The organism is Microcella sp. (genome assembly GCF_051860105.1).
Taxonomy (GTDB): domain Bacteria; phylum Actinomycetota; class Actinomycetes; order Actinomycetales; family Microbacteriaceae; genus Microcella.
Map to the genome: position 1 here is coordinate 107,115 of NZ_JBHYEO010000001.1, position 11,599 is coordinate 118,713.

Sequence of the window (11,599 nt, forward strand, 5' to 3'; positions counted from 1 at the left end):
GTCGACCCGATCGAGCAGGAGCGCTTGAGCCACGAGAACTGGCGGCTCTACCGCGAGCAGGCGCACGAGGTGGGCGCCGCTTTCGCGCTGCAGGTTCGGCAGTACGCCGATCGCGCCTGAGCACGAGCGCCACGTGGCCTGAGCGCGCTCTGCATGCTCCCAGAGAGCGCCCGTAGCGTTGGCCGCATGACCGATCTTGCGGGTGCCTCCATCATCGTCCTCGGAGCGACCGGCGGCCTCGGCCGCGAGTTCGCCCGCCAGCTCGCCGCCTCCGGCGCCCGGCTGACGCTCACCGGGCGCTCGATGCTCGCGCTCGACGACCTCGACATCGAGGGCGCCGCGCTCATCCCCGCCGACCTCACCGACGCTGGGGAGGCCGAGAAGGTCGTCGCTGCGGCGAAGAACGCGCACGGCCGGCTCGACGGCGTCATCGTCGCCTCGGGCGCCGTCGCGTTCGGGCCACTCGTCGACACGAGCGACGAGACGCTCGAAGCCCTGTGGGCCATCAACGTGCTCGCCCCAATGCGCGTGCTGCGCGCCGCCGCGCCGGCCCTCGCCGAGAGCGCCGCCGCGGGCGGCTCGCCCTTCGTCGTCTCGATCAGCGGCGTCGTCGCCGAGACCCCCACGGCCGGCATCGGCGCCTACAGCGCGGTCAAGTCGGCTCAGGCCGCGGCGCATCAGGTCGCCGCGCGCGAACTGCGCCGTGCGGGCATCCGCGTGCTCGATGCGCGCCCCGGCCACACCGAGACCGAGCTGTCGAAGCACCCGCTCGCGGGAGAGCGTCCGGCGTTCCCCGTCGGCTACGCGCCCGCCGCCGTCGTCACGCGCATCCTGGATGCTGTGCGCGCCGACGAGAAAGACCTTCCGTCGAGCGCGTTCCAGGGTCTGCCGACCGCCACAGCGTAGCGCGCGACACCCGGGTCACCGGTCGCGGGGCAGGTGGCGCGGGATCATCCACGCGAGCATGCCGGCGCCCGCGAGCCCGAGCGCTCCCAGAACACCCGCGCCCACGGCGAGCGAGAACGCGGCGGTGAGCCCGGCGAGCAGCAGGGGAGCCCCGGCTCCGCCGGCATCCAGGATCAATCGCCAGGCGCCCAGGAAGAGTGCCGGATCGGTGCGGCCGGCGAGGTCGCTGCCCATCGTCATCAAGATGCCGGCGCCGATGCCGTTCGCGAGGGCGAGCCCGATCGCGACACCGATGAACCACGCCACCGGGTCGTCGGCGCTCGCCGAGAGTGCGAGCACGATGAAGCCGAGGCCGAGCCCGAGGGTCGAGGGCACCGCGGTGTAGAGGCGGCCGAAGCGGTCCATGAGCCAACCGCCCAGGTAGAACAGCGCGAAGTCGACCGCGGCGGTCGCGCCGATGATCGTCGCGGTCTGCGCATCGCCGAGCCCGATGCTCACGGCCCACAGCGGAAGCAGCACCTGTCGGCTGGCTCGCAGGGCAGACACGGTGAGTGCGGCGAGACCGAGCCGTGCGAGCACGTCGCGCCGGGCGCCGATCGTGCGCAGCACGTCGAGCGGGCTCACGGGCGCGCGCTCGACATCGCGATCACGCAGCAGCAGCCCTTCGGGGTCGGGCAGCAGCACGAGGCTCGCGGCGACGCCGACGAGCGCGCCGATCGCGAGCCAGTAGACCGCGCCCGTCTCGCCGGTGACGGTGATGATCGTCGCGCCGAGGAAGGGGCCGATCATGAGCCCGAGCCGGTAGACGCCGCCGAGCGTCGAGAGCGCACGGGCCCGGTACGCCGCGGGCACGGCCGTCGTCAGCAGCGCGTGGCGTGCCAGGGCGAACACGGCGGCCGAGGCCCCGAGCACGAGCATGCCGAGGCCGAGCAGCGCGACGGTCGGCGCGAGCGCGGCGATCGCGATGCCGAGGCCGGCGGCGCCGAGCGCGCCGAGCATGGCGGCCCGTTCGCCGACCCGGGCGACGATCCACCCTGCGGGCAGGTCGCCGATCAGCTGCCCGACGAGCAGCAGCGCGGCGACGAGCCCGGCGACGGCGAGATCGGCGCCGACCTGGGCGGCGAGCGAGGGGACGAGGGGGATGATCGCGCCCTCGCCGATCGTGAAGAGCAACGTCGGCAGCAGGGCCGGGGCGATGATCGACCGCCAGCGGAAGGCGGGTTCGGGGGCGGTCATCTCGCCGATCATGCTACGCGCCCGCCGGTAGGCTGGGTCTCGACATGATCGATCTGGACTTCACCGAGCGCATCGCCGCCGCCCGCAGCACCTTCGCCGACATCCGTGCCGTCGTCGACGTCGAGCGCCTCGAGGCCGACATCGCCGCGCTCAACGAGCAGGCCGGTGCCCCCGATCTGTGGGACGACACGGCGAACGCGCAGAAGGTCACGAGTGCCCTTAGCCACCGCCAGAGCGAGCTCAAGCGCATCACCGAGCTGCAGGCCAAGCTCGACGACCTCGACGTGCTCATCGAGATGGCGCGCGAGGCCGACGACGCCGACGCGGCCGCCGAGGCGGCGAGCGAGCTCGACGCCATCGAGAAGGCGCTCGCCGACATGGAGGTGCAGACGCTGCTCGACGGCGAGTACGACGCGCGCCCCGCGGTCGTCACGATCCGCGCTGGGGCGGGCGGCGTCGATGCCGCCGACTTCGCCGACATGCTGCTGCGCATGTACTTGCGCTGGGCCGAGCAGCACAAGTACCCGACGACGGTCATGGACATCTCATACGCAGAAGAGGCGGGCATCAAGAGCGCGACCTTCGAGGTGGATGCGCCCCACGCCTTCGGCATCCTCAGCGTCGAGGCGGGAACCCACCGCCTCGTGCGCATGTCGCCCTTCGGCGCCGCGGGCAAGCGGCAGACCAGCTTCGCCGCGGTCGAAGTTATCCCCCTACTCGAGGAGAGCGCGGAGATCGAGGTGCCCGAGTCGGACATCCGCGTCGATGTCTTCCGCTCCTCCGGCCCGGGGGGGCAGTCGGTCAACACCACCGACTCGGCCGTGCGCATCACCCACCTGCCGACCGGCCTCGTCGTGTCGATGCAGAACGAGAAGAGCCAGATCCAGAACCGCGCGGCCGCCATGCGCGTGCTGCAGTCGCGCCTGCTTATCATGCAGAAAGAGCAGGAGGCGGCGACGAAGAAGGAGCTCGCCGGCACCATCACGGCGAGCTGGGGCGACCAGATGCGCTCGTACGTTCTCGCGCCGTACCAGATGGTGAAAGACCTGCGCACCGAGCACGAGGTCAACAACCCCTCGTCGGTGTTCGACGGCGACCTCGACGGCTTCATCGCCGCGGGCATCAAGTGGCGCAAGCAAAAGCCCGTCGACTAACCCGCACCACGCCCGTAGAGTGCTCGCCATGGTGAGCATCAACATCGTCGAGATCCCCTCTCGTCGCCTCGAGCAGGCGCTCGCGTTCTACGCCCGTGTCTTCGACGTCGAGCTCGAGATCTCCGAGGTCGACGGGCAGCGCATGGTGTTCTTCCCGACCGACGACCCCGCCGAGCCGGGTCTCGCGCTGACCGAGGGCGACGACTACCAGCCGAGCGGCGAGGGCCTGCGGCTCTACCTCACGGTCGACGACGTCGAGGCCGTGCTCGCGCGGGCGGTGGATGCCGGGGGTGAGATCGCCGCGGAGGTCGAGGCGGTCGATGGCTGGGGCCGGTACGCGTCGTTCCGCGACCTCGAGGGCACGGTCATCGGCATCACGCAGCCGGAGGACGCTGTCGACTAAGCGAGGCCTGAGAACCGCGCGCTCGCGGGTGTCGCACCCGGGCGCCCGTGCGTTCCCCGCTTACGCTGACCCTCGATGATCCGATTCGACGAAGTCACCAAGGTCTACCGCGGAACCGCGCGGCCGGCGCTCAACAGCGTCAGCCTCGAGATCCTCAGCGGAGAGTTCGTGTTCCTGGTGGGCGCGTCGGGCTCGGGCAAGTCGACCTTCCTGCGCCTCGTGCTGAAAGAGGAACGCCCCTCGAGCGGCGCCATCCACGTGCTCGGGCAAGACCTCGGCCGCATCTCGAGCCGAAAGGTGCCCTACTTCCGCCGCAATCTCGGCGTCGTCTTCCAAGACTTCCGCTTGCTGCCGAACAAGACCGTGTTCGACAACGTCGCCTTCACGCTGCAGGTCATCGGCAAGAGCAAGGGCTTCATCCATGAGGCGGTTCCGGATGCGCTGCAGACCGTCGGCCTCGACGGCAAGGCGCAGCGGTTCCCGCACGAGCTCTCGGGCGGCGAGCAGCAGCGCGTCGCGATCGCGCGCGCCGTCGTCAACAAGCCCGCGATCATGCTCGCCGACGAGCCGACGGGCAATCTCGACCCCGAGACGAGCGCGGGCATCATGGCACTGCTCGAGCGCATCAACGCCAACGGCACGACCGTGATCATGGCCACGCACGACGCCGGCATCGTCGACCGCCTGCAGCGCCGCGTCATCGAGGTCATCGGCGGCCGCATCGTGCGCGACGAGCGCGGCGGCGGCTACAAGACGCAGGCGACACCCATCGTCAGCCAGGGCTTCGGCATGGCACCCTCCGCGGCACCCTCCCCGGCCCCGACGAGCGCGGGAGACCGCCGATGAGGCTCGGTCTGGTGCTCAGTGAGGTCGGTCAGGGCCTGCGTCGCAACCTCAGCATGGTCATCTCGGTCGTGCTCGTGACCTTCATCTCCTTGACCTTCGTCGGCGCGGCGATCCTGCTGCAGATGCAGATCACCCAGATGAAGTCGTACTGGTTCGACCGCGCCCAGGTCGCCGTCTACATGTGCACCGAGTTCTCGACGGTCGGCGGCTGCGACCAGCAGGCGGCGACGCCTGACCAGGTGGCGCTCGTGCAGGCGCAGCTCGAGGGTGAGACGCTCGCGCCCTTCATCGACACGTTCTACTTCGAGACGCAGGAGCAGGCGTACGCGAACTTCCAGGAGCAGTTCGCCGGCGACGCGGTGGCCGATCTCATCACTCCCGAGCTTCTGCCCGAGGCGTTCTGGGTCAACCTGATCGACCCGACGCAGAGCGCGATCCTCGACGATGCGCTCGGCGGGCTCGCCGGGGTCGAGAGCATCGTCGACCAGCGCAGCTACCTCGACCAGATCTTCGACATCCTCAACGCCTCGAGCCTCACTGCCATCGGCATCGCCGCGCTCATGCTCGTCGCCGCCGCGCTGCTCATCGCCACGACCATCCGGCTCAGCGCGTTCTCGCGCCGCCGCGAGATCGGCATCATGCGTCTCGTCGGCGCATCCAACCGCTTCATCCAGACGCCGTTCATCATCGAGGGCGTGGTGGCGGCGCTGCTCGGCTCGGTGCTCGCGGGGCTCGCCGTCGTCGGCATCGTGCAGTTCTTCGTGCAGGGATACCTTGCGCAGACCCTGCCGCTGACCTCGTTCGTCGGCCTGTCGGATGCCCTGCTCGTCGTGCCCGTGCTGCTCGGTGCGGGGGCCCTGCTTGCCGCGCTCTCGGCCAACGTCGCGATCACCCGCTACCTGCGCGTCTAGCCCTCGCGACCGCCGCCGGTATGCTGGAGGGCTGTGCTCGAGATGAGTGCAGCATCCGCAGGCCGTAGCAGGAGGTGAACCGTGCCGAAGGAGAAGGGCGAGAAGGTCGTCGCGACCAACCGCAAGGCGCGGCACGACTACACGATCGAAGACACCTACGAGGCTGGCCTTGTGCTGAGCGGCACCGAGGTCAAGTCGTTGCGCATGGGCCGCGCGAGCCTCGTCGACGGCTACGGCTTCATCGACGGCGGTGAGGCCTGGCTCGACGCCGTGCACATCCCCGAATACACGCAGGGAACCTGGACCAACCACCCGCCGCGGCGCAAGCGCAAGATGCTGCTGCACAAGGCTCAGATCATCAAGATCAGCCAGAAGGTGAAAGAAGGCGGCTACACCCTGGTTCCCCTGCGCATCTACTTCAGCGACGGGCGGGCGAAGGTCGAGCTCGCCGTGGCGAAGGGCAAGAAGGAGTACGACAAGCGGCACGCGCTGCGCGAGCGGCAAGACAAGCGCGAGGCCGACCGCGCCATGCGCACGCGCAACCGCCTCGGCGACTAGCGCCGCCTGCGCGGTCCGCCGCGCACCACCGGCTCAGGCGCTGAACCGAGCGTCGACCGCGACCTCGATGACGATCGGCTGGGGGCGCAGCGAGAAGCCCGCACCGCCAGAGTCCATCGCCATCGCCATGGCCTTCTCGACGCGCGGCATCGGGCGGGGGCCGGGGGTCGAGCCGTCGAGCATTCCGGGGTCGGCGAGGGCGACCGCCATGACCTCCGACCGACCGACCGCTGCCGCGAGCACTTGCGCGGCGCCGAGAGCGTCGCCCACCGCGAGCGTGCGGGCCTCGGCGCGGGCCGCGGCGAGCCGGGCATCCGTCAGCGACCACTCGAGGGTGTCGATCGTGACCGTGTCGTGCGCGGCGAGAGCGTCGACGAGGTCGGCCACCGCGGCGGGGTCGGCGGTGAGCGTCGCCCGGCCCGTGGCGCTCGCCCGGTGCACCAGCGGTGCCTGGCTGCCGTCGTTCGTCCAGGGGCGCTGGCTGGTGACCGACACCTGATCGGCCGACCACGCGAGCACCGGTCCCGTCTCGGCATCGTGGCGGTCGCCGAGCATGGCGCCGACGGCGGTCAGGGATGCCGTGACAGCCGCGACGACCGGCGCGCGCTCCGGGCCATCGGCTCCGATCGTGAAGCGCACGAGGGCGCGCTCGGGCTCGAGCTCGATGCGGGCGGCGCCCTGCACGGTGAGGGTGAGGGGGGTCATACTGGGCCTCCTGTCAGCGGTGACGTATACTGTAGGGCTACGCCGCGAACGGCGTCTGACCGCCGGGCTTCGTGCTCCGGCCCCCACAACTCCACAGTGCGTGACAGCGACCCGCTCGTGCAGGCTCCCGATCCGTCGGGTAGAACGCGCGAGTGACCGAGGGGATGATCGGTTTCGACATCGCCTGCGAAACGGTGAGAAGCGGGTCGAGGATGCAGGGTTATCTCGTTAACGATCTCTGCAAACAACAGGTGCCAATGCTAAGCGCACCGACTTCGCTCTCGCCGCCTAAGGCAGAGTAGATAGTCCGTCAGTCCGGGTGCGTCTCCGACCCGATCACTGGCGTCATGAAGGAGACTTGCTGCGTGCCTGCGTCTCAGGTGCACGTGGGACGTGAACTGAGGCTGGGCTCGTCGACCTAGGGGTCTGCAACAAAGGTCGGAGCCGAGCAGAACGATTCAGCAGACTACGCCCGTAGAAGGCTCCGGCTCACAGCGATGGACGGGGGTTCAATTCCCCCCATCTCCACCACTGGTCGCTGTCACGCACTGTTGAGAGACGCCTCCTGACACCGCCGAGGAAGACTCTGTGCGGGTGTCAGCCCGGGGTATATCGTCGTGCGCAACAGGAGAGAGGCGTCGGCATGCGCATTCGGGTGGTCATGAGCGTCGTGGTTCTGTCAGCGCTGTTGTCCGGCTGCGCCGACGGCTCGAGCACGCCGTCGCCGACGGCCGAGCCCTCGACGTCGTCCACCGGGTCGCCGATTCCCTCGAGCGAGCCGTCGGCTGAGCCGATCGTCGAACCCCTGACGATCCCGGGCTGCGAGACGATGGTGCCCCTCGCGTTCGCGAAGGCTCAGTTCTCGGAGTCGACCGAGTTCTTCGGCGAGCTCACTGCTGCCGAGTACTCCTTCCGTATCGAGGTCGCGGGCGCGCCGGAAGCCCTCACGAGCGCAGAGGTCTTCCGCGGGTGCAACTGGGCGGTGCCGAACTCCGACGGCTCGTTCTCGCTCGCCGTCGCGTCGGTCACCGCCGACACCCGTGCCGCGGTGCAGGCAGGGCTCGCGGCGGCGGGGTTCACCTCGGTCACGATGGGCACTGTGAGCGGTTTCGACACAGAGTTCGACGGTGCCGTCTCGGTGGTCGGTGCGACCTACCTGTTCACGGGCGACGTGATGATCGTGTGCCAGGGCACCGGAATCGCGCTCACCGGCGCCATCGCGGGCTCGGCGCTCGACGCGGTGCGCGTCGCTAACCCCACCCTGTCGCTGTAGCGCTCGAGTCGCGTCGCGGCCCGCAACCCGCCAGACTGAACCCATGCGCACTCTGCTCAACGTCATCTGGCTCGTTCTCTCGGGCTTCTGGCTGTTCCTGGCCTACGCCCTCGCGGCGCTCATCATGTTCGTGCTCATCGTCACGATTCCGTGGGGCATCGCGGCATGGCGCATCGGGGTCTACTCGCTCTGGCCGTTCGGCAAGACGGTGGTCGACAAGCCGAGCGCCGGGGTGTGGTCGGTTCTCGGCAACATCATCTGGGTGCTGCTGGCCGGCTGGTGGCTGGCGATCGCGCACGTGACCTCGGCTGTCGCCCTCGCGGTCACGATCATCGGCATCCCGTTCGCGTGGGCGAACCTGAAGATGGTGCCGGTGGCGCTGCTGCCGCTCGGCAAAGACATCGTCGACCAGCGGTGAGCCTGCGGCATTCGCTGCTCGCACTGCTCGTCGTCGTCATCTGGGGCGCGAACTTCGTCGTCATCGACGCCGGGCAAGAGGATGTTCCTCCGCTGCTCTTCCTCGCGCTGCGCTTCATCGTGGTGTGCCTGCCGGCGGTCTTCTTCCTGAAGCCGCCCGGCATCGGCTGGCGGCAGCTGCTGATGGTCGGCGGATTCTTGAGCCTCGGCCAGTTCGCCCTGCTCTACCTCGCGCTCGCGCTCGGCATGCCCCCGGGTCTCGCCTCGCTGCTCCTGCAGACGCAGGTCATGTTCTCGATCGTCGTCGCGGCACTCGTGCTGCGCGAGCGGCCCACGCGACGTCAACTGATCGGCATCGCGATCGGGATGCTCGGTCTCTCCCTCGTCGTCGTCGGCCACTCCCAGTCGGCACCCTGGCTGCCGCTCGTCGTGACGCTCGCGGCGGCGCTGGCCTGGGCGATCGGCAACGTGCTCGCGCGTCGAGCGCAGGCCAGCTCGGGTCTGTCGCTCGTGGTGTGGTCGGGGCTCGTCGTGCCTCTGCCGGCCCTCGCCCTGTCGCTCATCGTCGATTCGCCGCCGGTGGTGTGGCAGGCGCTGACGACCCTCTCGTGGGTGGCTGTTCTCAGCACGGTGTACACGGCGGTGTTCGCGAGTCTCATCGGGTACGGCATCTGGAACTCGCTGCTCGCGCGCTACCCGACGAGCGCCGTCGTGCCGTTCACGCTGCTCGTGCCCGTCGTGGGCATCCTCGCCGCGTGGCTCGTGCAGGGCGAAGTGCCGACCGCCACCGAGTTCATCGGCGGCGCGATCATGCTCGCGGGGCTCGCCGCGGCGGTGCTGCAGCCGCGACGGCCGATTGCGCCGATGCCGACCCGGGTAAGTCAAGAAAACTTGACATGATGTAATCGATGCTTTACCTTCAGACGTGTCAAGCATTCTTGACATGACTCGAAGGGAGGCCGTCATGGCCGACAACGACATGGCCTACGAAGAGAAGATCGCGTGGGCGGGTCTCATCGTCGCGATCGTGCACATCAGTGTCTACCTCACGGTGCTGCTCTCGCGTGCGGCGGTGACCCCCATGCCCGAGACGCCCTACGTCGACGCCATGCTGTGGAGCCTCGGCGCCGGGGTCGTGGCGATGATCATCGTGTCGATCATCGCGGCGATCACGACCGGCAAAGACGGGCACGGCACCGACATCCGCGACAAGCAGATCAAGGCGCGCGCTGAGTTCACCTCGCGCGGCGTCCTCATCGCCGCCGCCCTGGCGGCGCTCGTCTTCGCGATGCTCGAGCTCGACCCGTTCTGGATCGCCCACGTGCTCTATCTCGGATTCTTCTTCTCGGCGTTTCTGGAGACCATCACGAAGATCGCCCTCTACCGCGGGGGTGTTCCCGCATGGTGAAGCCCACCCGCGTGACCAACAGCATCCGCGCCCTGCGATTCGCTGCTGGTGAGCTCACGCAGGCCGAGCTCGCCGAGCGCGTCGGCGTCACCCGCCAGACCATCATCGCCATCGAGCAGGGAAAGTACTCGCCCTCGCTCGAGGTTGCCTTCCAGATCGCGCACGCCCTGGGCGTGCGGCTCGACGAGGCCTTCAGCTATCCCGCCACCCCTACCACGACCACCACGACGACCGGAGTCTCATCATGACCACCACCACCCCCACCACCGCCACCATGACCGCGATCGTTCAGCACGGCTATGGCGGACCCGAGGTTCTGAGCATCGACCGGATGCCCGTGCCGAGCCCGGGCCCCGAGCAGGTGCTCGTTCGCGTGTTCGCGGCCAGCCCCGACTCGGGCACCGTGCACCTCATGAAGGGCGATCCGTATGCGGTACGTCTGGCGCTGGGTCTCCGCACTCTCCGGCAGCCGATCATCGGGCTCGCCTTCGCCGGGGTCATCGAGGCGGTCGGCAGTGAGGTGAGCGGCTTCGCCGTCGGCGACCGGGTCGCCGGCTCGGCGCCCGCCGCGTTCGCGGAACTCGTCGTGGCGTCGCCGGCCAAGATCGCGCGCATCCCTGACGGGGTCTCGATGACGGATGCTGCGACGCTGCCGATCTCGGCGGGCACCGCTCTTCAGGCCGTGCGCGACAGCGCTCGGGTGCAGGGGAGCCAGCGCGTGCTCATCATCGGCGCGGGGGGCGGGGTCGGATCGTTCATGACGCAGCTCGCCGTCGCCCAGGGTGCTCGGGTCACCGGCATCGCGAGCGCCGCGAAGGCCGAGTTCGTGCGATCGATCGGCGCCGAGCGGGTGATCGACTACCGCGTGACGAGCGAGCCGCGCGAGTGGGGTCGTTTCGACGTCATCATCGAAGCGGCCGACGGTCGGGCGCTGCACGTGCTGCGCCGCGCCCTGGCAGAGCGCGGCACGCTCGTGATCGTGGGCGCCGACAAGTCGGGCGGTCCGCTGCTGCGCGGTGCCGACCGCCAGCTGCGGGCTCTGCTGCTCAACCCGTGGGTGCGCCATCGCCTCACCGCGGTGATGCAGCGCGAGAGCGGCGACGACCTCGGAATCCTGCTCGAGATGCTCGCGTCGGGCAGCCTGCGCGCGCCGATCGACGAGGTTGTGCCCCTCGAGCGTGCGGCCGAGGCCATCGGCCGGCTCGCGCGCCAGCAGACCCGGGGCAAGGCCGTCATCGAGCTGCAGGCCGAGCGCGACCGCTAGTCGGTGATACCGGCGAGCGAACCGGTGACGGGCCCTTCGGGGTCGTAGATCACGCAGAGCACTTCGCGGTCGCCGTTCGCCCAGCTCTCCTCGGTCGGGTAGTAGTAGCTGAAGTCGAAGCGCGACTCGAGGTAGGGCTCACCGACGAACTGCTCGAACGCCGGCAGGCACAGCGACTCGGCCTGCTCGATGACGACGTCGACTCCTGGATACCCCGATTGACCCAGCTGGTGCGAGGAGTAGATCTCGCTGTCGTGCGGCTCGTCGCAGGGCACGGTCGGCACGGTCTCCACCTCGCCGGTCGCCGTGGCATCGTCGAGGCAGTCGCCCACCTGCAGGGCGAACGCGTCGGTCTGCTCGTTGGCCTCGATGATGCGGCCCTCGTCATCGCGCACGGGCGCGTCATCGGGCGCGAAGGGCCCGAGCGCTGTGCATCCCGAGAGCGCCGCGGGGCACAACGAGATATCGCCAATCCAGATGGTCGGGCGGGGGCCGGGCCGGGGTCGACGGGGGGGGAT

Annotated in this window: 14 protein-coding genes, 1 other RNA gene and 1 pseudogene; 13 read left to right on the forward strand and 3 right to left on the reverse strand. The window is 69.5% G+C overall.

Annotated features, from left to right (window positions below; genetic code table 11):
- The first annotated feature begins 186 nt into the window (after positions 1–186).
- Positions 187–906, forward strand: coding sequence for an SDR family NAD(P)-dependent oxidoreductase (locus tag ACTIE9_RS00565; protein WP_439563624.1), 720 nt, complete (start codon positions 187–189; stop codon positions 904–906).
- A gap of 15 nt (positions 907–921) precedes the next feature.
- Here ACTIE9_RS00565 and ACTIE9_RS00570 read toward each other — a convergent pair whose 3' ends face one another.
- Positions 922–2,142 (reverse strand): MFS transporter, encoded by a 1,221-nt coding sequence (locus ACTIE9_RS00570; RefSeq protein ID WP_439563625.1) that lies wholly within the window; start codon positions 2,140–2,142, stop codon positions 922–924.
- Between the two features lie 44 nt (positions 2,143–2,186).
- Here ACTIE9_RS00570 and prfB point away from each other — a divergent pair, with 44 nt between their 5' ends.
- From prfB to smpB, 5 genes and pseudogenes are all read left to right on the forward strand, one after another.
- Entirely contained in the window at positions 2,187–3,296 is a 1,110-nt protein-coding gene (gene prfB / locus ACTIE9_RS00575; RefSeq protein WP_439563626.1) for a peptide chain release factor 2, read from the forward strand.
- Positions 3,297–3,324: 28 nt separating this feature from the next.
- Positions 3,325–3,699, forward strand: a complete 375-nt coding sequence (locus ACTIE9_RS00580; protein ID WP_439563627.1) for a VOC family protein — start codon at positions 3,325–3,327, stop codon at positions 3,697–3,699.
- Between the two features lie 75 nt (positions 3,700–3,774).
- Positions 3,775–4,530, forward strand: a pseudogene (ftsE, locus tag ACTIE9_RS00585) (cell division ATP-binding protein FtsE); the annotation flags it as partial.
- A gap of 11 nt (positions 4,531–4,541) precedes the next feature.
- Complete coding sequence (gene ftsX / locus ACTIE9_RS00590; protein WP_439563628.1) at positions 4,542–5,456, forward strand: permease-like cell division protein FtsX; 915 nt, start codon at positions 4,542–4,544, stop codon at positions 5,454–5,456.
- 81 nt (positions 5,457–5,537) lie between these two features.
- Entirely contained in the window at positions 5,538–6,014 is a 477-nt protein-coding gene (smpB, locus tag ACTIE9_RS00595; protein WP_255159863.1) for an SsrA-binding protein SmpB, read from the forward strand.
- A 33-nt stretch (positions 6,015–6,047) separates the two neighbouring features.
- On the opposite strand, the gene ACTIE9_RS00600 is transcribed toward smpB, so the two are convergent.
- Entirely contained in the window at positions 6,048–6,719 is a 672-nt protein-coding gene (locus ACTIE9_RS00600; RefSeq protein WP_439563629.1) for an SIMPL domain-containing protein, read from the reverse strand.
- 160 nt (positions 6,720–6,879) lie between these two features.
- On the opposite strand from ACTIE9_RS00600, the gene ssrA reads away from it, so the two are divergent.
- From ssrA to ACTIE9_RS00635, 7 genes are all read left to right on the forward strand, one after another.
- Positions 6,880–7,250, forward strand: a transfer-messenger RNA (tmRNA) gene (gene ssrA, locus ACTIE9_RS00605).
- 112 nt (positions 7,251–7,362) lie between these two features.
- Positions 7,363–7,992 (forward strand): hypothetical protein, encoded by a 630-nt coding sequence (locus tag ACTIE9_RS00610; RefSeq protein ID WP_439563630.1) that lies wholly within the window; start codon positions 7,363–7,365, stop codon positions 7,990–7,992.
- 43 nt (positions 7,993–8,035) lie between these two features.
- Entirely contained in the window at positions 8,036–8,410 is a 375-nt protein-coding gene (locus ACTIE9_RS00615; RefSeq protein ID WP_439563631.1) for a YccF domain-containing protein, read from the forward strand.
- A complete protein-coding gene (locus ACTIE9_RS00620) occupies positions 8,407–9,309 on the forward strand; it encodes an EamA family transporter (protein ID WP_439563632.1) in 903 nt (300 codons plus the stop codon). The genes ACTIE9_RS00615 and ACTIE9_RS00620 overlap by 4 nt, the downstream gene beginning before the upstream one ends.
- Before the next feature lie 64 nt (positions 9,310–9,373).
- A complete protein-coding gene (locus ACTIE9_RS00625; RefSeq protein WP_439563633.1) occupies positions 9,374–9,817 on the forward strand; it encodes a hypothetical protein in 444 nt (147 codons plus the stop codon).
- Positions 9,811–10,065 (forward strand): helix-turn-helix transcriptional regulator, encoded by a 255-nt coding sequence (locus ACTIE9_RS00630; RefSeq protein ID WP_439563634.1) that lies wholly within the window; start codon positions 9,811–9,813, stop codon positions 10,063–10,065. The genes ACTIE9_RS00625 and ACTIE9_RS00630 overlap by 7 nt, the downstream gene beginning before the upstream one ends.
- Complete coding sequence (locus tag ACTIE9_RS00635) at positions 10,062–11,081, forward strand: NAD(P)-dependent alcohol dehydrogenase (RefSeq protein ID WP_439563635.1); 1,020 nt, start codon at positions 10,062–10,064, stop codon at positions 11,079–11,081. The genes ACTIE9_RS00630 and ACTIE9_RS00635 overlap by 4 nt, the downstream gene beginning before the upstream one ends.
- Here the strand turns inward: ACTIE9_RS00635 and ACTIE9_RS00640 are convergent.
- Positions 11,078–11,599: septum formation family protein (locus ACTIE9_RS00640; RefSeq protein WP_439563636.1), on the reverse strand; the 522-nt coding region annotated here is incomplete at its 5' end. The two genes, ACTIE9_RS00635 and ACTIE9_RS00640, sit on opposite strands and share 4 nt — an antisense overlap.